This is a genomic window from Streptomyces sp. NBC_01508 (assembly GCF_045040315.1).
Classification (GTDB): Bacteria; Actinomycetota; Actinomycetes; order Streptomycetales; family Streptomycetaceae; genus Streptomyces.
This window is the reverse complement of the sequence record NZ_CP109419.1, coordinates 7738469-7759579: the sequence shown is the minus strand read 5'-3', so window position 1 is coordinate 7759579 and position 21111 is coordinate 7738469. Positions and strand designations below refer to the sequence as shown.

The 21111-nt window shown below is 70.7% G+C and carries 19 protein-coding genes and 1 pseudogene; 13 read left to right on the top strand and 7 right to left on the bottom strand.

Translation table 11 applies throughout. From position 1 onward, the window contains the following. Nucleotides 1-22: 22 nt before the first annotated feature. Nucleotides 23-1342 carry an MFS transporter gene (locus OG700_RS35685; RefSeq protein ID WP_405620928.1) on the top strand — a complete coding sequence of 440 codons (1320 nt, stop codon included), beginning with the start codon at nt 23-25 and terminating at the stop codon, nt 1340-1342. Nucleotides 1343-1521: 179 nt separating this feature from the next. Next, a pseudogene (locus tag OG700_RS35680) lies at nt 1522-1928 on the top strand (nitroreductase/quinone reductase family protein). Nucleotides 1929-2005: 77 nt separating this feature from the next. Here the strand turns inward: OG700_RS35680 and OG700_RS35675 are convergent. Further along, complete coding sequence (locus tag OG700_RS35675) at nt 2006-3391, bottom strand: geranylgeranyl reductase family protein (protein WP_405620926.1); 1386 nt, start codon at nt 3389-3391, stop codon at nt 2006-2008. Nucleotides 3392-3539: 148 nt separating this feature from the next. Between OG700_RS35675 and OG700_RS35670 the strand changes: the two genes are divergently transcribed. Continuing rightward, nucleotides 3540-4904, top strand: a complete 1365-nt coding sequence (locus OG700_RS35670) for a dipeptidase (RefSeq protein ID WP_405620924.1) — start codon at nt 3540-3542, stop codon at nt 4902-4904. A gap of 205 nt (nt 4905-5109) precedes the next feature. Beyond that, nucleotides 5110-5853 (top strand): MBL fold metallo-hydrolase, encoded by a 744-nt coding sequence (locus tag OG700_RS35665; protein ID WP_405620922.1) that lies wholly within the window; start codon nt 5110-5112, stop codon nt 5851-5853. On the opposite strand, the gene OG700_RS35660 is transcribed toward OG700_RS35665, so the two are convergent. After that, nucleotides 5794-6840, bottom strand: a complete 1047-nt coding sequence (locus OG700_RS35660) for an NUDIX domain-containing protein (RefSeq protein WP_405620920.1) — start codon at nt 6838-6840, stop codon at nt 5794-5796. The two genes, OG700_RS35665 and OG700_RS35660, sit on opposite strands and share 60 nt — an antisense overlap. A 229-nt stretch (nt 6841-7069) precedes the next feature. Here OG700_RS35660 and OG700_RS35655 point away from each other — a divergent pair, with 229 nt between their 5' ends. After that, nucleotides 7070-7246, top strand: coding sequence for a hypothetical protein (locus OG700_RS35655; RefSeq protein ID WP_405620918.1), 177 nt, complete (start codon nt 7070-7072; stop codon nt 7244-7246). 30 nt (nt 7247-7276) lie between these two features. Here OG700_RS35655 and OG700_RS35650 read toward each other — a convergent pair whose 3' ends face one another. The 4 genes from OG700_RS35650 to OG700_RS35635 all read right to left on the bottom strand — a co-directional run bounded on the left by OG700_RS35650 (nt 7277) and on the right by OG700_RS35635 (nt 11749). After that, the gene (locus OG700_RS35650; protein WP_405620916.1) at nt 7277-8251 is read right to left on the bottom strand and encodes a carbohydrate ABC transporter permease; all 975 of its coding nucleotides are present in this window, start codon (nt 8249-8251) and stop codon (nt 7277-7279) included. Next, complete coding sequence (locus tag OG700_RS35645) at nt 8248-9165, bottom strand: carbohydrate ABC transporter permease (RefSeq protein WP_405620914.1); 918 nt, start codon at nt 9163-9165, stop codon at nt 8248-8250. The genes OG700_RS35650 and OG700_RS35645 overlap by 4 nt, the downstream gene beginning before the upstream one ends. Nucleotides 9166-9168: 3 nt before the next feature. Continuing rightward, entirely contained in the window at nt 9169-10527 is a 1359-nt protein-coding gene (locus OG700_RS35640) for an ABC transporter substrate-binding protein (RefSeq protein WP_405620912.1), read from the bottom strand. 238 nt (nt 10528-10765) lie between these two features. Next, entirely contained in the window at nt 10766-11749 is a 984-nt protein-coding gene (locus OG700_RS35635; RefSeq protein ID WP_405620910.1) for an ROK family protein, read from the bottom strand. 197 nt (nt 11750-11946) lie between these two features. Here OG700_RS35635 and OG700_RS35630 point away from each other — a divergent pair, with 197 nt between their 5' ends. Then, entirely contained in the window at nt 11947-12990 is a 1044-nt protein-coding gene (locus OG700_RS35630; protein ID WP_405620908.1) for a LacI family DNA-binding transcriptional regulator, read from the top strand. Nucleotides 12991-13143: 153 nt separating this feature from the next. Here the strand turns inward: OG700_RS35630 and OG700_RS35625 are convergent, their stop codons facing one another. After that, nucleotides 13144-13923: a TetR/AcrR family transcriptional regulator gene (locus tag OG700_RS35625; RefSeq protein WP_405620906.1), complete on the bottom strand. Its 780-nt coding sequence runs from the start codon at nt 13921-13923 to the stop codon at nt 13144-13146. A 103-nt stretch (nt 13924-14026) separates the two neighbouring features. Between OG700_RS35625 and OG700_RS35620 the strand changes: the two genes are divergently transcribed. From OG700_RS35620 to OG700_RS35590, 7 genes are all read left to right on the top strand, one after another. Beyond that, nucleotides 14027-15082 (top strand): polyamine ABC transporter substrate-binding protein, encoded by a 1056-nt coding sequence (locus tag OG700_RS35620; protein ID WP_405620904.1) that lies wholly within the window; start codon nt 14027-14029, stop codon nt 15080-15082. A gap of 38 nt (nt 15083-15120) precedes the next feature. Continuing rightward, nucleotides 15121-16056, top strand: a complete 936-nt coding sequence (locus tag OG700_RS35615) for an ABC transporter permease (RefSeq protein WP_405620902.1) — start codon at nt 15121-15123, stop codon at nt 16054-16056. A gap of 3 nt (nt 16057-16059) precedes the next feature. Continuing rightward, nucleotides 16060-16869, top strand: coding sequence for an ABC transporter permease (locus OG700_RS35610; RefSeq protein ID WP_405620900.1), 810 nt, complete (start codon nt 16060-16062; stop codon nt 16867-16869). Nucleotide 16870: 1 nt separating this feature from the next. Further along, complete coding sequence (locus OG700_RS35605) at nt 16871-18094, top strand: ABC transporter ATP-binding protein (RefSeq protein ID WP_405620898.1); 1224 nt, start codon at nt 16871-16873, stop codon at nt 18092-18094. A 105-nt stretch (nt 18095-18199) separates the two neighbouring features. Next, the gene (locus tag OG700_RS35600; protein ID WP_405620896.1) at nt 18200-18625 is read left to right on the top strand and encodes a cupin domain-containing protein; all 426 of its coding nucleotides are present in this window, start codon (nt 18200-18202) and stop codon (nt 18623-18625) included. A gap of 20 nt (nt 18626-18645) precedes the next feature. Further along, a complete protein-coding gene (locus tag OG700_RS35595; RefSeq protein ID WP_405620894.1) occupies nt 18646-19761 on the top strand; it encodes a hypothetical protein in 1116 nt (371 codons plus the stop codon). A 57-nt stretch (nt 19762-19818) separates the two neighbouring features. After that, nucleotides 19819-20970 (top strand): M24 family metallopeptidase, encoded by a 1152-nt coding sequence (locus OG700_RS35590; RefSeq protein WP_405620892.1) that lies wholly within the window; start codon nt 19819-19821, stop codon nt 20968-20970. The last annotated feature ends 141 nt before the right edge of the window (nt 20971-21111 follow it).

The following is a 21111-nucleotide window of genomic DNA, read 5'->3' as shown; positions in this document are numbered from 1 at the left end:
CCCGAGCCCCTATCCTTCTTTTGTGCCGAACCTAAACAAACTCCGGGCGGCCATATCGGGGGGCCGTGGCGGAGATCCAGCCACCGGCTCCCCGCTGTCCCGCCTCACCCGTCTCCGTATCACCCTGACCCTGTTCTTCGCCCTGGACGGCTTCCTGTTCGCCGGCTGGGTCGTCCGGATCCCCGCCATCAAGCAGCAGACCGGCGCGTCCGCGAGCGACCTCGGGCTGGCCCTGCTCGGGGTGTCCGCCGGCGCCGTGGTGACGATGATGTTCACGGGGCGGATGTGCCGGCGGTTCGGCAGCCATCCGGTGACTGTGGTGAGTTCGGTACTGCTGGCACTGAGCATCGCCCTGCCCGCGCAGACGCATTCGGCGCTGACGCTCGGCCTGGTCCTGGTCGTCTTCGGCGCCGCGTACGGCAGCCTCAACGTCTCGATGAACAGCGCGGCGGTCGATCTCGTCGCCGCGCTGCGCCGCCCCGTGATGTCCAGTTTCCACGCGGCCTTCAGCCTGGGAGGCATGGCGGGCGCGGGACTTGGCGGTCTGGTGGCCGGCACCCTCTCCGCGTCGGCGCACCTTTTCGCCCTCACGGGCGTCGGTCTGCTCGTCACCGCGCTGGCCGGCCCTTCGCTGCTGCGCCACACGGTGCCGACGGCCGCCGGTCCCGCCGTCACCCCGATGGGGGAGTCGACCCCCCGGCGGCTCGACCGGCGTACGCGTCGGCTCGTCGTCCTGTTCGGCGTGATCGCGCTGTGCACGGCGTACGGGGAAGGGGCTCTCGCCGACTGGGGTGCCCTGCATCTCGCCCAGGATCTGGACGCCGGTGCCGGGTTGGCCGCCGCCGGATACTCACTGTTCGCCCTCGCCATGACGGTGGGACGGCTGTCCGGTACGGCCCTGCTCGAACGGCTCGGCCAGACCCGCACACTGGTCGCCGGCGGCGCGCTCGCCGCGCTCGGCATGCTGCTCGGCGCGCTCGCGCCGACGATCTGGCTCGCGCTGCTCGGCTTCGCGATCACCGGACTGGGCCTCGCCAACATCTTCCCGGTGGCCGTGGCCAGGGCCGGCGCGCTCGCCGGACCGAGTGGCGTCGCCGCCGCGTCCACGCTGGGGTACGGCGGCATGCTGCTGGGGCCGCCCGCGATCGGCTTCCTCGCCGACTGGTTCTCGCTGCCCGTCGCGCTGACCACCGTCGCCCTGCTGGCCGCCGCCGCGGCACTCATCGCGTACTCGGCGCGCAACGTCTCGGCGCCCGAACCGGCGACTTCCACGGAGGTCCCGGCCGACGATCAGGCGCGGCCGGGCGCACCGACGGAGGCGCCGGTCGTTCCGCGCCACTGAGGATGCAAGGCCAGCCACCCGCCAGCCGCGTCCCCAACCTCACGGGTCAATACACCTGGAACGGCCGAAGGGTCCCGGACGTCCGCCGGGCGTGGCGATCACGCGTACTCCCGGCGGAGTACGGCGTGGCGCGCCCGGGAGGCGTCGAAGGCCAGCACCCTGCCGGGCGGCAGTCCGGGATGAACAGCCTCGTGGGGATCCTCGCCCGGCGCGGCATGAGCTTCTTCGGCTCGGCCGAACTCTCCGTGCCCGGCCGCAGGAGCGGGCGGACGCAGCGCGTCCCCGTCAACCCGTTCATCCACGAGGGCCGGCGGTATCTGGTCCCGGCGCGCGGCCACACTCCCAGTGGTCGCTCAACATGCGGGCGGCCGGGGGCGGCGAACTGCGGGTCGGCCGCAGGGCGCGGGCCTTCACCGCCGTGGAGATCCCCGACGCCGAGAACCTTCCCGTGCTGCGGGGCTAGCTGAAGCGCTGGGGCTGGGAGGTCGCCGGGTACTTCGACGGGGTCACCGCCAAGTCCTCCGACGCGGAGATCCTGGCGGCGGCCCCCGACCACCCCGTCTTCCTGATCACGACGGAGTCCTGAGCGGAATCCTGAGAAGGACTCGCGAAGAGGACTCGCGAAAAACTCGTGACGAGAAAACCGTGACGACAAGCTCGTGACTACGTGGCGACCGCGCCGTCCTTCTGGTCCTTGTCCCGGTCGTCGTCGTCCCGCGCCGGCCCCCGCTCCTGCTCCCGCCGCCCCTTCTCCGCGCCACGTGCCGCGCCCGCCTGCTGCCGGTCGAGCACGTCGAGCGCGCGCCGGGCCAGTGGATGGGTCCGTACGAGACCGCCCAGGGACGTCACCCCGCGCGTGATGTCGGCGAACGCCTTCCAGGCGGGCCGGAATCCGGTGATCACCGCGTGCAGCAGACCCGGCCTGCGCTCGAAGACGGAGAGCATGCGCCGGCCGACGCTCATCTCCACACCGAGACCCGCCTTGATCGCGAAGGCGTAGTTCAGCGCCTGGCGGCGGGCGTCCACCGCGTCGTGCGCCTCCGAGATCCGTACCGCCCACTCCCCCGCGAGCCGGCCCGACCGCAGCGCGAACGAGATCCCTTCCCTGGTCCACGGCTCCAGCAGGCCCGCCGCGTCGCCGCACACCAGCACCCGGCCGCGCGACAGCGGCGAGTCGTCACTGCGGCAGCGCGTGAGATGCCCCGAGGAGACCACGGGCTCGAACCCGGCCAGCCCCTGCTTGGCGACGAAGTCCTCCAGATACCGCTTCGTCGCGGCGCCGTCGCCGCGCGCCGAGATGACACCGACGGTGAGCGTGTCGCCCTTGGGGAAGACCCAGCCGTAACTCCCCGGCAACGGGCCCCAGTCGATGAGGACCCGTCCGGCCCAGTCCTCGGCGACCGTCGGAGGCACCGGGATCTCCAGCTCAAGACCGAGGTCCACCTGGTCGAGCTTCACCCCGACATGAGCGCCTATCCGGCCGGCACTGCCGTCGGCGCCGACGACCGCCCGCGCCAGGATCGTCTCGCCGTCGGCGAGGACCACGGCGACCGTACGGCGGTCGGGCACGGCAGGGCCGTGCTGCTGGACCCGTGCGACCGAGGCGCCCGTACGCAGCACGGCACCCGCCTTCTGGGCGTGCTCCACCAGACTCGCGTCGAACTCGGGCCTGTTGATGAGCCCGAAGAGCATGCGCCGGGAGCGGCGGGTGCGGGACAGCCGGCCGTTCAGGGAGAACGTGACCGCGTGCACCCGGTCGCGCAGGGGCAGTTCGAAGCCGGGGGGCAGCGAATCGCGCGAAGGGCCGATGATGCCCCCGCCGCAGGTCTTGTAGCGGGGCAACTCCGCCTTCTCCAACAGCAGTACCTGACGGCCCGCCACCGCCGCCGCGTAGGCCGCGGACGCTCCCGCCGGGCCCGCGCCGACCACGACGACATCCCACACCGACCGGTCGTGCTCACCCGCCGGACCGGCCTCGGGACCGGGCTCAGGACCGGTCCCGGGCTCGCTTCCAGGTTCACTTCCGGCGTCTGCGTTCTCGCTGCTCACGATGGGCTTCTGCTCCTGATCCGACCAGTGGTCCTTGCTGTCGCACGGCATCCTACGGCGCCTGCGGGCCCGGTCCGTTGTGGGAGGATCGGGCCTGTCTTCGACACACTCACAAACACACAACGTCGCACCCGCCAGGAGCGTGCCCATGTCCGTCACTCCGATCGCCGAAACCGTTGCCGCGCTGATGCCGCGCGCCCGGACGGAACTCGCGGAGCTGGTGGCCTTCCGGTCCGTGGCGGATCCCGCGCAGTTCCCGCGCGGCGAGTGCGAGGCCGCCGCCGCGTGGGTCGCGGACGCGCTGCGCGCCGAGGGCTTCAGGGACGTCGCGGCACTCGACACCCCGGACGGCACCCAGTCCGTCTACGGTTTCCTGCCCGGCCCCGAAGGGGCCCCGACCGTGCTGCTGTACGCGCACTACGACGTGCAGCCGCCGCTCGACGAGAGCGCGTGGGCCACTCCGCCGTTCGAGCTGACGGAGCGCGACGGCCGCTGGTACGGACGCGGGGCGGCCGACTGCAAGGGCGGCTTCGTGATGCATCTGCTCGCGCTGCGCGCCCTCAAGGCCGCCGGCGGCGTGCCCGTCGGCGTCAAGGTGATCGTGGAGGGCTCGGAGGAGCAGGGCACCGGCGGGCTTGAGCGGTACGCAGAGGAGCACCCGCAGTTGCTGGCCGCCGACACGATCGTCATCGGTGACACCGGGAATTTCCGGGTCGGCCTGCCGACGGTCACGGCGACGCTGCGCGGGATGACCATGCTGCGCGTCCAGGTCGACACCCTCGAAGGCAACCTGCACTCGGGCCAGTTCGGCGGTGCTGCGCCGGACGCCCTCGCCGCGCTCATCCAGTTGCTGGCGTCGCTGCGCGCGGCGGACGGTTCGACGACCGTGGACGGGCTGGCCGCCGACGCCGACTGGGACGGAATCGACTACCCCGAGGCCGACTTCGCCAAGGACGCCAAGGTGCTGGACGGGGTCGGGCTGATCGGGCGGGGCACCGTCGCCGACCGGGTGTGGGCCAGGCCCGCGGTCACCGTCGTGGGCATCGACTGTCCGCCCGTGGTCGGCGCGACGCCGTCGCTGCAAGCGAGCGCCCGCGCGCAGATCAGCCTGCGGGTGCCGCCGGGGCAGGACGCCGTCGAGGCGACGAAGCTGCTCACCGCGCACATCGAGGCGCACACCCCGTGGGGCGCGCGGGTCGCGGTCGAACAGGTCGGGCAGGGGCAGCCGTTCCGCGCCGACACCACCAGCCCCGCGTACGCCTCGATGGCCGAGGCGATGCGCGTCGCCTATCCGGGCGAGGAGATGCAGACCGCCGGTATGGGCGGATCCATCCCGCTGTGCAACACACTGGCCGCGCTGTACCCGGACGCGGAGATCCTGCTGATCGGGCTGAGCGAGCCGGAGGCGCAGATCCACGCGGTCAACGAGAGCGTGTCGCCGCAGGAGTTGGAGCGGCTGTCCGTGGCCGAGGCGCACTTCCTGGTCAACTACGCCCGGTCGAAGCGGGGTTGAGCCGGGGTTCAGCCTGGGGTGGGCCTGAGGTGGGCCTGGGTTGCGCCTGGACATCTGCGTCACGGGCGGGTGGCGCGGGCCGCCCCTGACGCAGATGATGGCGCGACGGTTCACCCGGCGGTCCAAGCGGTCGTTCTGCGGACAGCGGAAAACGCCGTCGGCGAAGTGGCGCACACGGCCCTTCCCCACTGCATACATTCGACACATGGATCTCGTTGCGATCAGTCCACGGCTGCATATGCTCCGTTTCCCCATCGGTCAGGCGTACTTGTGGCAGGACGAGAACGAGCTGACACTCGTCGACTCCGGTCACGCCTACGCGGGACCGGACATCGAGCACGCCATCCGCGACCTCGGTCTCACCCCCGGGAACCTGCGCCGTATCGTCCTCACCCACTGCCACCGCGACCATGTGGGCGCGGCGCAGGAGCTCGCGGGACGGTACGGCGCCGAGGTGATGGCGCACCGGCTGGACGCGCCCATCATCCGCGGCGAGTGGCCCGTGCCCGACCCGCTGCTCCTCGACTGGGAGATCCCGCTGTACGAGCACGGGCTGACCGTGCCGCCCGCGCCGCCCACCCGGGTGGACCGCGAGCTGGAGGACGGCGACGAGTTGCCGTTCGGCGACGGCGCCCGGGTGGTGCACGTACCGGGGCACACGTACGGCTCGATCGCCGTCCATCTGCCCTACCACGGCGTGCTGTTCACGGGTGACGCCGTGGCCGCCGCCGAACGCCGGGTGACGCTCGGTGTGTTCAACGTCAACCGGGAGAGCGCCAAGCGGTCCATGATCCGGCTGGCCGCTCTCGGCCCGTCGACCGTCTGTTTCGGCCACGGCGATCCGCTGGTCACCGACGCCACCACGGACGCCGCGGCCGTGCTGCGCGTGTCAGCCGACCGGGACACCGGCCTCCAGATTGAGTACGGTCCGCCGCTCCCGGGCTCGTAGCGCCCAGCGCAGCCGCTCGCAGCGGGCGGGCGGCAGCAGCGACGCCGCCTCGTCCTCGGTGACGAAACGCCAGCCACGCAGCTCCGAGCCGGGCAGCAGCAGCCGCTCGGCGTCGTGGACGGGCAGCCGGCCGCCGTCGAAGAGCAGCCGCAACCCGCCGAAGCCGGGCGGCCTCGGCGGCTCCCAGTCGACCACCAACAGCCTCGGTACATCGGTGAGTTCGATCCCGATCTCCTCGGTGACCTCGCGCATCCCGGCCCGCGCCGGTGCCTCACCGCGCTCGACCACACCGCCGGGGAACTCCCAGCCCGGCTTGTAGGTGGGATCGACCAGCAGCACCCGGTCCCGCTCGTCGAAGAGGAGCACCCCCGCCGCGACGGTCTCCGCCGTCGGCTCGGGCGTCTGCACGATCTCGCAGAGCCCCGCCGAGCCGGCGAAAACGGCGTCGGCGACGACCGCCGCGCTCTGCGCCGGCGTGAGCCCGCCGGAGTCCACGACCAGGGCGTCGGCCCTGAGCCAGCCGAGCGCGGCACTGTACGGCTCGATGTGCTCGTACGCCCACTGCCGGGCGCGCTCGGTCCTTGCCGGGTCCTCGTCGTCCGGCGCGGTGCTCGCCCGCCCCGCTATTCGCCCGCGCAAAATCGTTTCGTCCGGCGCCAACAGCACATGCCGCACGGAAATGCGGCGGGATGCCAGACCGCCGAAGATCTCGTCCCGGTACTCCTGCCTGAGCAGCGTCATCGGGACGACGAGCACCCCGCCCACGTCGGCGAGCAGCGCGGCGGCCGTGTCCACGACCAGCCGGCGCCAGATGGGCAGGTCCTGGTAGTCGCTCACCTCGGCGAGTCTCTTCGGCGGCAGCAGCTCCCGCAGCCCGGAACCGATCAGTCCGGGATCGTACAGGGTGCTGTTCGGGATCATGTCGATCAGCTCGCGCGCCGTACTGGTCTTGCCCGCTCCGAACGCACCGTTGATCCATATGATCACGGTTCCCCCTCTTCCGTAGCCCCCTGTGGATTGCCCGCAACACCCGGCAGTGAAAACACGTGGCCGATTACGGCTCCCCCGTCGACACCCCGCTGTTGCCGGTCCGTGGCCTGTTCGCCATCTCCTACGAAGGCGGCGGAGCGCCCTGGTCCACGAAGCGTTGTCAGCCGGAGCCGTAACACATCCGGGCAGAAGGTCGTTGGAGACGGATGTGACGAGGGGGTACGCGATGCACCGCGACGTACTGGAGAGGTTCCCCGCCGGGGACCCGCGAGGAAGCCGGCCCGCCGAGGAGTTCGCGCGGGCGCGGCGGGACGAGGGCACTCCCGCCGAGGTCGTGATGGATCTGGAGTCGGACGTCTTCCTCGTGGTGGTGCCACGCCAGTCCAGCGAACCCGCCTCCTGAGGAAGTCACATCCTTGGCGCGCCCGCCGGCTCAGCCCTTGCTGGATCCGAGGGTGAGGCCGGCGATGAAGTGCCGCTGGAGCAGCAGGAAGACGATGATCGTCGGCAGGGCCACGATGAGCGAGCCCGCCGCCAGCAGGTTGTAGTCGGTGAAGAACTGCCCGCGCAGGTTGTTGAGCGCCGAGGTCACCGGCAGTTTGTCGCCGTCGGAGATGAAGACCAGCGCCCACAGGAAGTCGTTGTACATCCAGGTGAACTGGAGCGTGCCGAGGGCCGCGAGGGCCGGCCGGCACAGCGGCAGGGTGATCCGCCAGTACTGCGCCCAGACGCCCGCGCCGTCGACGATCGCGGCCTCCAGGATCTCGATCGGCAGCGTCCGCATGAAGTTGGCCAGGACGAAGACGCAGAAGCCCATCTGGAAGCCGATCTGGACGGCGACGACGGCCCAGTACGAGTCGTACAACGTCATCGAGTCGGACATCCAGTACGGCAGCGGGATGCGGTTGAACAGGACGTACAGCGGCGTGATGATCACCTGCTGCGGCAGCAGATTGCCCGCCGTGAACAGCATCAGCAGCACGATCGACCCGCGCATGCGCAGCCGCGCCACGGCGAAGGCCACGAACGAGGCGAGGAAGAGCGCGAGCAGCACTCCGGGGACGGCGATGATCAGGGTGTTGACGAAGTACTTCGTCATCCCGGAGTCGGTGAACGCCTGTCGGTAGTAGTCGAAGGACAGCGTGTCGGGCAGCGAGAAGTAGCCGCGCTCGGACGTCTCGTCGTACGGCCTGAGCGAGGCGTACACCGCCAGCAGCAGCGGCGCGAGGAACGCGAGCGAGACGGCCATCAGGAAGGCGTGCACGCCGAATCGGCCGGGGGTGAGGCGGCGCCGGCGGGCGGGCGGCCCCGACGAGGCGGGTCCTGCGGGAGCGGGAGCGGGCGTGGACGTGGACGCGGAAGTGGACGCGGACGCGCCGGTGTCGGCGGTGTCGGCGTGGCTGCTCATCGGGACTTCTCCCCTCGGATCTCCTGGACCAGATACGTCACGACGAAGCCCATGGAGACGACGAGCAGGACGACGGCGATCGCCGATCCGAAGCCGATCCGGCTCGCCTCTCCGATGATGTTGTCCGTGACGAGCACCGAGAGCAGTTCGAGTCCGTTTCTGCCCTTGTTGACGGCGTAGACGATGTCGAAGGCGCGCAGTCCCTCGATCACCGTGATCACGCCGACGATGACGTTGACCGGTCGCAGGGTGGGGAAGACGACCCGGAAGAATGTCTGAGTCTCGTTCGCCCCGTCGATGGCCGCCGCCTCCTTGAGAGAGGCGTCGACGGCCTTGAGGCCCGCCAGATAGAGGATCATCACATAGCCGGTGTGCCGCCAGGCGGCGGCCAGCAGCACCATCCAGATGTTGATGTCCGGATCGCCGAGCCAGTCGGTGGGATTCTCGGTGTCGCCGAGGATCGCGTTGAGCGCGCCCTGGTCGCGGGAGAAGACGAGTTGGGCGATGAAGCCGACGACGGCGAGTGAGAGTACGACCGGCAGATAGATCGTCGACTGGTAGAAGCGGCTGAAGCGCACACCGCGGTCGATGAGGACGGCGAGCAGCAGCCCGAACGGGGTGGCGACCAGTCCGAGGAAGGCCAGCCACAGGAGATTGTGCTGGACGGCGGGCCAGAACTGGGGGTAGTTGGTGAACAGGTTCTCGTAGTTCTCCGTGCCGACCCACTCGATGTCGCCGATGCCGTCCCAGCCGGTGAAGGACAGCACGATCGAGGCGACGGTCGGGCCCCACACGATGACGAGGTCGAGCAGGAGCGGTACTCCCAGCAGTACGCACAGGACGGCACGGTCCCGGGCGGAGAACCGCCGCGCGCCGCGCCGGCGCCGGGTGCGCCGCGTCGTGGGGAGCGTCACGGATCAGCTGTCCGCGTCGGAGGCGAAGAGGGTCTTCTTCTGCCGCTCGATCCCGTTGACCAGCCCGTCCACGTCGTCGGGGTCGTTGATGAAGCTCTGGATGGCCTGGATCATCACCGTGGACGCGAAGTCGGGCCGGGTGTCGCGGTCCATGAACTGCGATATCTGCTTCGATCCGGCGATCAGCTCCACCGCCTTCCTCTGCAGCGGCGTGTACGCGGAGACGTCGGCGTCGGCGCTGACGGCGACGTTGTTGGGGTCACCGGCGAGATAGTGGTCCTCGGCCTCGCCGGTGGCCAGCCAGGACAGCAGGTCCCTGGCGCTCTCCATGGTCCGGTCGTTCTTCAGACTCTTGGAGTTCTTCGCCAGCAGGAATCCGTCGATGGGCGCCTCGACCGCGTCCTGGCCGTGCTCCGGGTTGATCTCGGGGAAGGCGAAGAAGTCGATGTCGTCCTGCTCGTCCTCGGCGAACTGCTGGCCGGGGTGCGGGAGTCCGAAGACGCCCATCCCCGTCTGCTTCTTCTGGAGACTGTTCGCTGCCTCCTGCCAGGTACGCCCGTTGGCGCCCGGCTGGCAGTGGGCGAGGATGGAGCGCCAGGTGTCGAAGACGTCCTTGACGCGTCTGTCGGTCCACGCCTCCTCGCCCGCCATCAGCGACTTGTGGAACTCGTAGCCGTTGGTGCGCATGTTGATGTAGTCGAAGGTGCCCATCGCGGGCCAGCCGTCCTTGTCGCTGAACGCGATGGGGGTCAGCTTGTCCTTCTTCATCCGCTTGGCGAGCGCCAGGTACTCGTCGAGGGTGCGCGGCGCCTCGTAGCCGTACTGCTCGAAGACGCTCTTCCGGTGGAAGACCGCCCACGGGTAGTAGTAGTACGGCGTGAGGTACTGCTTGTCGTCGGAGCCGGTCGACTGGGCCTTGAGCGCGGCGGAGAAGCCGGTGTATTCGCCCCAGAGGTCGCTGATGTCGTGCAGCAGCCCCTTCTCGGCGAAGAACTGCATCCGGTAGCCGGCGAACCACATGAAGGCGTCGTCCGGCTTGCTCTGGAGATAGCGGCTGATGTTCTCCTGGAAGCTGTTGTGGTCGACGGTGTTGACGTCGATCTTCCGCTTGTCCTCGGACTGCTTCTCGTACGCCGCGAAGGCCTCGGCGAACGCCTTCTTGGGGACCGGGTCGGAGGCGTTGGACCCCATCGTGACGGTCTTTCCGTCACCGCCGGGACCGCCGCCGCAGGCGGCGAGCAGCGACGGCAGTGCGATCGCGCCCGCCCCTGCCGCCGCACCGCGCAGAAGATTTCGCCGGGAGATCCGATGACCGGCCAGACTCGCCGGGACCGCCGAACCGTTGAACGGAGACTGAGACATGTCCCCCTCCTCAGGGGTGCAACCCAACACAACCGAACGCGAGGATTGGATCCCACTCCCCTGAGGGGGAGTCGTCAAGGGTTCTGACGGGATACGACCAACCGTTACCCGGCCTCACTCAACAGAGTCGAACAGGCTCTACCGCAAACGCGCGCAATGACACATTCGTGAAGAGGCGTGCGGTGCACCCGACTTGACGGGCCGTCATATCCCTTTCGCTCAGGCCTCGTTACATTTGTCACCAGGTCGTCGGAGCGGTCATCGCCTTGTTGTCGTTCGTCGCGCCGGCGGGACCACGCCCCAGCGAGGCAGCCGCCGCCGCACCCACCAGACCGGCGTTCGTACCGGTCAACGCCGGTGCCACGGTGAGGTTCTGGACGAACGACAGCGTCGCGTACTCGCGCAGCGCCCGGCGCAGCGGCAGGAAGAGCACGTCGCCCGCGTTGGCCACTCCCCCGCCCACGACCGCGATCTTGATCTCCACGAGCGTCGCCGTCGCGGCGATCCCGGCGGCCAGCGCCTGCCCGGCGCGCTCGAACGAGGCGATCGCGACCGCGTCGCCGGTACGCGCCGCCGCCGCGACGGCCGCAGCGGAGGTGTCACCGTCCGGTCCCGGCCGCCAGCCGCCCTCCAGGGCGCGGCGCGCGATGTTGGGGCCGCTGGCGATGCGCTCGACACAGCCGCGTCCGCCGCACGGGCAGGGGTCGCCGTCGAGGTCCACGCTGATATGGCCGATGTGGCCGGCGTTTCCCGAGGGGCCGGGGTGGAGCTTGCCGCCGAGCACCAGACCGCCGCCGACGCCGGTGGAGACCACCATGCACAGGGCGTTGTCGTAGCCGCGGGCCGCGCCCTGCCAGTGTTCGGCGGCCGTCATGGCGACGCCGTCGCCGACGAGCGTCACGGGCAGTCCGCCGGTGGCCCGCCGGACCCGCTCCACCAGCGGGAACCCGCGCCAGCCGGGCACGTTCACCGGGCTGACGGTGCCGGCCGCCGCGTCCACGGGACCCGCGCTGCCGATCCCGACGGCCGTCGCACGCGCCCACAGCGGCGACGCCCCGATCTCCGCCAGCACCTCCGCGACCGCGCGCATCACCGACTCACCGTCCTCGGTCGCCGGGGTCGGCCGGCGGGCCCGTACGAGGATCCTCCCGCCGCCGTCCACCAACGCGCCGGCGATCTTGGTACCGCCGATGTCGAGAGCGGCTACGAGGTCCGTATGCATCAGTGTCGGATCTCCAGTGGACGAGTGTTCCCCGCGGGTGATCCCGTGGGTGGTCGCCGCGGGCGGGGGCGGCGCGGACGCGCGTGGGACCTGCGCGTTCGTGGAACAGTCTCCATTCACCTGACAACGTTGTCCAGGGCCTATGCTCAACGGCACAAGCCCCGCACGACAACCGAACGACGACAGGACAGCGCACTGTGGCCGACACCGCCCGTCACCCTGAGCCCCGCTACGGTAATCGGCCCACGATGAAAGATGTGGCAGCCCGTGCCGGTGTCGGACTCAAGACGGTGTCCCGGGTGGTCAACGCGGAGCCGGGCGTGACACCCGACACCGAACGGCGCGTCCAGGAGGCCATCGACGCGCTGGGCTTCCGCCGCAACGACTCGGCGCGGGTGCTGCGCAAGGGCCGTACGGCCAGCATCGGGCTGGTGCTCGAAGACCTCGCCGACCCGTTCTACGGTCCGCTGAACCGCGCGATCGAAGAGGTCGCCCGCGCCCACGGCGCGCTGCTGATCAACGGGTCGAGCGCCGAGGACCCGGACCGCGAGCAGGAGCTGGTACTCGCCCTGTGCGCGCGCCGTGTGGACGGCCTGATCATCATTCCGGCGGGCGACGACCACCGCTATCTGGAGCCGGAGATCAAGGCCGGAGTCGCCACGGTCTTCGTGGACCGCCCCGCCGGACAGATCGACGCGGACGCCGTCCTCTCCGACAGCTTCGGCGGCGCGCGCTCGGGCACCGCCCACCTGGTCGCCCACGGCCACCGGCGGATCGGCTTCATCGGGGACCAGCCCCGGATCCACACGGCGGCGGAGCGGCTGCGCGGCTACCGCGCCGCGATGGCCGAGGCCGGTCTGCCGGTGGACGACTCCTGGGTGTCGCTGGGCACGACCGTTCCCGAGCGGGTCCACGAGGCCGTCGTCGCGATGCTCAAGGCCCCGGAGCCGGTCACGGCGATCCTCACCGGCAACAACCGGGTGACCGTGACGGTCGTACGGGCGCTGGCCGCGCACGAACGGCCCGTCGCCCTGGTCGGCTTCGACGACATCGAACTGGCCGACCTGCTGGACCCCGGGGTCACGGTCATCGCGCAGGACGCCGCCACCCTGGGGCGTACGGCGGCGGAGCGGCTGTTCCGCAGGCTGGACGGGGCGGCCGAGGCGCCCGGCCAAGTGGTGCTGCCCACCCGGCTCATCGCCCGCGGCTCGGGTGAACTCCCGCCGCCGGCCGACCAGTAGGGCCTGTCCGGCGGCCGGTCGACCGGCCGCCGGTCGCTGTCGCCGCGGTCCTGGCCACCGGACGTTCGTCCGGCGGCCGGTCGTCGCGCGGGGGTTGCCGCACGCGCGAGGGGCGACCTCCCGAACTCCGCCCCTCGCACGGCGTTCATGCCGTCATTCGCCGAGCGACCCCATCAACGGACCCCAGTCGATTCCGTCCCCGGGCTCCGGCTCCTCCGGGTAGTGCGGGCTGATGATGCGGGGCAGTTCCCGCAGGGCGCGGTCGCGGACCTCGTCCTCGATACCGAGGATGCGGCACGCCATGTCGATGAGCAGGTCGAACATGCCCTCCTCGTCGAACGAGTCGCCGGCCATCAGGACGTGCACGGCGGCCCCGTCGGCGAGTGACATCAGGATCAGGCTGAGCCGGTCGGCGGGCACGTCGGGGCGGAAGTCCCCGGTCGCCACGCCCGCGTCGATGGCGTTGTGGAACGGCCCCTCCCAGCGCTGGTAGACGTCCTGCGCGTAGGTGTGCAGCGTCGCGTCACGGTTGGCGGCCGACCAGAACTCGATCCAGAACGACCAGCGCTTACTGAAGGGCGCCCACCCGGCCACCTGGAAACGCAGCAGTGCGAAGAGCCTGCGGACCGGGTCGGGTTCCCGCTCGGACACCGACCGCCAGGTCGCGAGGGTCAGTTCGAGCATCGAGCTGATCGTTTCGGTGATCAGTTCTTCGCGCCGCCGGAAGTAGTGCTGGACCATTCCCAGGGAGACCCCCGCCTCCTGCGCGATGTCTTTCAGCCGGGCCCCGTCCACGCCGTTACGGCAGATCACTTCGCTTGCCGCGCCGATGAGTTGGAGTCTTCGCCACGCCGTCAGGTCGACTTCGGCGGCGGCCGGACCGGCTCGCAGGAAGCCGTCCTGCCCCCCGGCCTGCGCACTCTGTGGAGCCATCTTCTGTGTCCTCCTGGGTCTCACGAGTTGGCAGGAGGCTATTGCCAAGCGGAACTCCATGGCAATAATAAGCGCTTATTGCCACTTCGAGGGAGGATCAGCCGTGCACTTCCCATCGCGCCGCCTGGGCGTGACAGCTGTCGCCGTCGCGCTCACCATGATCACCGCAGGATGTTCCATAGGCTCCGACAGCGCCGGTGGCGGGGGCAAGAAGCTCACCTTCACCTCGTACGGAAGCGGGTACCAGGAAGCCCAGGCCAAGGCATGGCTGACACCCTGGGCCAAGGCTGAGGGCGTCACGGCGGTCCAGGACCAGCCGACCGACTACGCCAAGATCAAGACCATGGTCGAGTCCAAGCGCGTGAGCTGGGACGTCGTGGACACCGAGCCGTTCTTCCCGGTCGGCGCCTGCGGCAAGTACGCCGAGAAGCTCGACTTCGACAAGATCGACAAGTCGAAGTTCCCCGAAGGCACGGTGAGCGACTGCGCCGTGCCGGACGCGATGTACTCGCTGGCCCTGGTGTACGACCCGAAGAAGTACCCGGACGCGAAGCCGACCTCGGTCGCCGACTTCTTCGACACCAAGAAGTTCCCCGGCAAGCGCCTGGCCCCGGGCTTCGCCACCGGCGGCGCCATCGAGGCCGCCCTCGTCGGCGACGGCGTCACCCCCGACAAGCTCTACCCCCTCGACTACGACCGCGCGTTCAAGAAGCTCGACACCCTCGGTGACAACCTCAGCTTCTGGGACACCTCGGCGCAGAGCCAGCAGGCCCTGGAGTCCAAGCAGGCCGACATGGCCCTGGTGTGGTCGGGCCGTGCGTACATGGCCGCGAAGAACGGCTCCGTCTACGAGCCGGTGTGGCAGGACAACATGCTGGCCTACGCGGTTCTCATGGTCCCCAAGGGCGCCCCGAACAAGGACCGCGCCATGGACTTCATCGCGTACGCCACCAGTGCCGAGCCCCAGGCCGCCTTCGCCGAGGACCAGCCCTACGCGGCCGTGAACTCCGACGCCGAGCCGAAGCTCGACAGCCTCGCCGAGTCGTGGAACACCGCCCGCCCCGACATCCAGGACAAGGGCTTCTACCAGAACGTCGACTGGTGGGCCAAGAACCAGGACCAGGCCACCGAGCGCTGGACCGACTGGGCCACGGGCTGAGCCGCCGGACCCCGATCCAGAGGACGAGGTAAACCACCATGACCGACCTCATGACCGGTACGGGGACGCCCCGCGCCCCCGGCCCGGCCCCGGGTCCCGACGGCCGGCGCGCCCCGGCCCGTGCGCCGCGCCGCCCGGCGCTGGGCGGCCGGAGCCGGCAGTTGCTCCTGCTGGCGCCCGCCGCCCTGATGCTGCTGGTGTTCTTCGCCTATCCACTGGCGGGCATCGTCTGGCAGGCGTTCACGGACCCGGAGCCGGGGCTCGGCAACTTCGGCGATCTGCTGTCCGACCCGACCACCACCCGGGTCGTGGGGCGCACCCTGCTCACCTCGCTCGTCGTCGCCGTCGCCACGCTGGTGCTCGCGTACCCGTACGCGTATCTGATGACGGTGTCCGGGCCGCGCACCCGGGCGGTGCTCATGGCGCTCGTGCTGCTGCCCTTCTGGACCAGTCTGATGGCGCGCAACTTCGCGTGGATCGTGCTGCTCCAGGACGGCGGACCGCTGGGCATGCTGGGGTCGCTGTTCGGCCGGGACGGGGGGCTGCTCGGCACCGCGCCCGGCGTGGCGATCGGCATGATCCAGGTCCTGCTGCCGTACATGGTCCTGCCGCTGTACAGCGTGATGAGCGGGATCGACCGGCGGCTGCTGAGCGCGGCATCCGGTCTCGGCGCGGGGCGGTTCACCAGCTTCCGGCGGGTCTATCTGCCGCTGTCCATGCCGGGGGTGATCTCGGGGGCGACGCTGGTCTTCGTCCTCGCCCTCGGTTTCTACGTCACTCCGAAGCTGCTCGGCTCGCCCAAGGAGTCGATGGTCGCGCAGGTCATCGGCACCAAGGTCGAGAAGCTGCTCGACTTCGGCGGGGCCGGCGCGTTCTCCGTGATCCTGCTCGCGATCACCGCGCTGCTGCTGCTCGTGGTGGCCCGGGTGAGCCGGGCCGGCGCGGCACTCGGTCTGTCCGGTAAGGAGCGCTGATCCGTGGCGAACACGAAGAACACCCTCTTCCGGGGCGGGATCGGGCTCAGGCTCTGGGCCGCCCTGGTGGGCGCCATCCTGGTGGCGCCGACCCTCGTCGTCATCCCGCTCTCCTTCACCGGCAAGCGCAGCTTCGCCTTCCCGCCGGAGAACTGGTCGCTCCAGTGGTACCGGAACTTCTTCACCAACCCGGTCTGGCGCGACTCGCTCGTCACCTCGCTCCAGATCGCGGTGGCCGTCGCGGTCCTCGCCACGGTGCTCGGCACCCTGGCGGCGCTCGCCCTGGACCGGGGCCGGCTGCCCGGCAAGGCCCTGATCAACGGTCTGCTGATGGCGCCGATGGTGGTGCCGCAGATCGTCGCCGCCATCGCCGTGTACGCGGCGTTCCTCAGCTGGGGCCTGTCCGGTACCGCGATCGGGTTCATCATGGCGCACACCGCGCTCGCCGTGCCGTTCGTGGTGGTCGCCGTCTCCACCAGCCTGCGGGGCTACGACCGCCGGCTCGACCGGGCCGCCGCGATGCTCGGCGCGAACCCGTTCACCACCTTCCGGCGGGTCACGGCCCCGCTCATCGCGCCGGGCGTGCTCTCCGGAGCGGTGTTCGCGTTCGTCACCTCGCTCGACGAGGTCGTGATCGCGTTCTACCTCCAGAGCCCGACCCTGCACACCCTTCCGGTGACCATGTTCAGCAGCGTCACCGTGGAGACCGATCCGACGATCGCCGCCGCGTCGAGCATCGTGCTCGTCGCCACGACCGCGCTGATCCTGCTGCCGCAACTGCTGCGGCGCACCGGGCGCGAGGGGAAACGCTGACATGGCCGACACCGCCGCCGAGATGGCCGACACGACCGCCACTTCGCACGACACTCCGACCGCCGGGCCCCCGCCCGGCGCGTCCGGCGCCGTCCCGTCCCGGTCCGCCCCGTCCCGGTCCGGGCAGGCCGCCGGGGCCGCGTCGGCCAGCGGCGCCGCGGTGCGGCTGCGGCAGCTCACGAAGCGCTACGGGGGCCGGGCCGCCGTGGACCGGGTCTCGCTGGACATCGAGGTCGGGGAGTTCATGACCTTCCTCGGCCCGTCCGGCTCCGGCAAGACGACGACCCTGGACATGATCGCCGGGTTCAGCTCGACCACCGAGGGCAGCATCACCGTCGACGATGTGGATGTCGCCGCACTGCCGCCGCACCGACGCGATCTGGGCATGGTCTTCCAGCACTACGCCCTGTTCCCGCACATGACGGTCGCGAAGAACATCGCCTTCCCGCTCCAGCAGCGCAAGGTACCGAAGGCCGAGATCGCGGAGCGGGTCACCGAGGCCCTGCGGATGGTACGGCTGAAGGGGCTGGCCGACCGGCTGCCCAGCCAGCTGTCCGGCGGGCAGCAGCAGCGCGTGGCGCTGGCGCGGGCCGTCGTGTTCAACCCGCGCGTCCTGCTGATGGACGAACCGCTGGGCGCCCTCGACAAGAAGCTGCGCGAACAGCTCCAGGGCGAGATCTCCCGGATGCACCGCGAACTGGGCATCACCTTCGTGTTCGTCACCCACGACCAGGAGGAGGCACTGGCCCTCTCCGACCGTATCGCCGTCTTCAACGAGGGCCGTATCGAACAGGTCGGCACTCCCGAGGAGTTGTACGAGCGGCCCGCGACCCTCTTCGTCGCCCGCTTCCTCGGCGAGTCCAACGTGTTCACCGGGCGGTGCACGGCACCGGGCGTCCTGACCGGCGACGGCTACGAGTTGGCGGTGCCGCCCCGTACCGCGTCCGGGGCGGACGAGGTGGCGCTGGTGGTGCGGCCCGAGCGGATGCGGCTGCTCGTCCCGGACGAGAAGGCGCCGCAGGGGCACAACGTCCTCGACGGCACGGTCACCGAGATCGTCTACTTCGGTGCGCACCGGCGGGTCGCCGTCGATCTGGCCTGCGGCGAACGCGTCCAGTTGCGGGAGGCGGCGGGACAGGAGCAGCCACTGCGGCCCGGCTCCCCCGCGCGGGTCGCGTGGCCCGTGGAGCGGGCGGCACTGGTGCCGGTCGCGCCACCGGCGTAGGGGACCCGGACCGGCTCCTCCCGTACGCGTCGGCGTGCGGGGGCGGTCCGGTATGTCCCGCGGTCCCTCCGTAATGCCCCACCCACACCACCTGAGGAGAGAGTCATGTCCCACGACACCAGCGCCGTCCCCGGCCGGGTCCCGCCCAGTGTCGTCGCCCTCGCCGACGTACCGGTCACCCCGGCCGCCGAAGCGGTGACCAAGGTGCGGATCGCCCGTGTCATCACCAAGCGGCGCAGCGGCTCCAATCTGATGCTCGGCGCCGCCTGGATGGACCCGGGCGAGCGCACCAACGTCTGGTCCTCACGCGGGAACGACGACGGCGTCGCCGAAGGCGACCACTGGTACGGCCCCGTGGAGGAGACGTACTTCATCATCCGCGGCCGGCTCCGGCTCACCTGGGACGAGGGCCACTTCGACCTGGTCCCCGACGACTGCGTGTATCTCGCGCCGGGCTGGACCTACCACCTGGAGAACACCGGCGACGAGCCCGCGTTCTTCACGTACTCGATGACCCCCTCGCAGGAGTAGCGGGAGCGGCAGGAGGAGAAGTGAGCGAGAACATCCATGTGTTCTGGGACGAGCGTGTCCTGGACCACGACACCGGGTCCGGCTTCTGGGAGGCCGCGCCCTCCGATCTGCTCGCCGAACAGGAGCCGCACCCCGAGAGCGCCCCCCGGGTACGCAACATGAAGGCGGTCCTGGAGCGCGGACCGGTCGCCGGCCATGTCGTCTGGCACCCGGGACGCCTCGCGACCGAGGCCGAACTGACCACCGTCCACACGCGGTCGTACGTCGAGGAGGTGCGCGCCCTGTGCGAGAAGGGCGGCAGTGCCCGGCACTGGCTGACCTCCACGACCACGATCACCCCCGGCTCGTGGGAGCCGCTGCTCGCCGCCGCCGGAACGTCCCTCGCCGCCGTGGACGCCGTGCTCGACGGCTCCTGCGACGTGGCGTACGCGCTGGTGCGGCCGCCGGGGCACCACGCGCAGCCCGAACAGGCCGACGGTTACTGCGTGTTCGGGCACGCCGCGCTGGCCGCCCAGCGGGCCCGGGACCGGGGTGTGGAGCGGGTCGCCGTCGTCGACTGGGACGTCCATCACGGCAACGGCACCCAGGAGATCTTCTACGACCGCCCCGACGTCCTCACCGTCTCGCTGCACATGGCGCACGGCGCTTGGGGCAGCACCCACCCGCAGACCGGCTCACCCGGCGAACTCGGACGCGGCGCGGGCGCCGGGCACAACATCAACGTCGAGCTGCCGGTCGGCTCGGGCGACCGCGCTTACGCCGACGCGATCGAGCGGATCGTGTGGCCCGTCCTGCGGCAGTACCGGCCGGGGCTGATCGTCGCCGCGTCGGGCCAGGACGCGGCCACCTTCGACGCCAACGGTCAGCACAACGTGACCATGGCCGGCTTCCACCGGATCGGCACCCTGCTCGGCGAGATGAGCCGGGAGCTGACGGACGGCCGGCTCGTCCTGACCCAGGAGGGCGGTTACGCGCGCAGTTACGCCGCCTACTGCCTGCACGCCACCGTCGAGGGACTGCTCGGCCAAGAGCCCTCGCTCGCCGACCCGATCGCGTACGTACCCGACGACATCACCCGGGGCGACGCGGCGCTCGACCGCGTACGGGAAGCACTCGCACCCCACTGGGCCCTCTGACACCGACACCGACACCGCACCACCGACACCCGCACACCCCACACTCCGGAGATCACCATGGAACTCCCCTTCACCCTGCCCACCTACGACAAACGGCTGCGCCGGGTCCGGGCCCGGATGACCGCCCAGGGCCTCGACGGACTCGTCGTCACCATGCCCGACGTCGTGAACTGGCTGACCGGTGTCAGTTCCGTGGGCTATCTGTGGCCGCAGGCGCTGGTCATCGACTCCGGTGACGGCGAGCCCGAGTACGTCACCCGCACCACCGAGGAGCCGGGGGTGCACATGCTGTCGTGGCTGCGCTCCCCGCGCGTCTACGACATCGCGACGCAGGACCCGATCGAGGTCATCGCCGAGACCGTCCGCAAGCACGGCCTCGACCAGGCCACGGTCGGTGTCGAGTTGGAGGCGTTCACGCTGCTGCCCGGCAACTGGGACCGGCTGCGCGCGCTCCTCCCCGGTGTCCGCTGGGTCGACGCGAGCCACCTCGTGCCGGAGGAGCGGTTGGTCAAGTCCGCAGCCGAGATCGCGTATCAGCGGCAGGCCGCCGAGATGGCCGACCACGCCATGGAGAAGGTCTTCGCGGCGATACGGCCCGGTGTCTCGGAGACCGCGCTCGCGGGCATAGCGAGCCAGGCGCTGGGTGAGGCGGGCAGCGAGTTCGCCGCGATCCCGCCGATGGTCGTCTCGGGTGAACGCAGCGCCCTGGTGCACGCGATGGCGTCCCGGCGCACGCTCTCGCGCGGTGACGTGGTCTGTATCGAGTTCGCCGGTGTCGTGCACCGCTACCACGCGGTCCTGATGCGGACCGCCGTGGTGGGCCGGCCGTCGCCGCGGGTCCAGGAGGTCGCGGACTGCGTCGAGCGGGCCACCGAGGCGGCCATCGCCGCCTGTGGACCCGGCGCCCCCGCGCCCGCCCCGGACGACGCCTGCAACGCGGTCCTGGGCGAGCTGGATCTCGTACGCCGCCGCTGCCACCGCATCGGCTACAGCCTCGGCGTCGCCTACCCGCCCGGGTGGCTGGAGCCGATGACGCTGGTGGCGGGCGACGAGCATGTGCTCGCGCCGGGGATGTCGTTCACCGTCGAGCCGAATCTGCATCTGCCCGACGAGGGCTTCGGGATCAAGATGGGCGACACCGTGCTGTGCACGCCGGACGGTGCCCGCAGCTTCTCGCGGCTGCCCCACAACCTGCACATCGCCGACTGACCGGCGCCCCGTGAGCCGGGGGCGGGGCGGCGGCGCACCCGAAGCCCGCCGCCCCGCCCCCTCCCATCCGGCCTCTCCCCCGCAACTCCCCCGCGACCTACGAATCCCCTTCCTTCACCGCCCTTTCCGCTCCAGACCGGA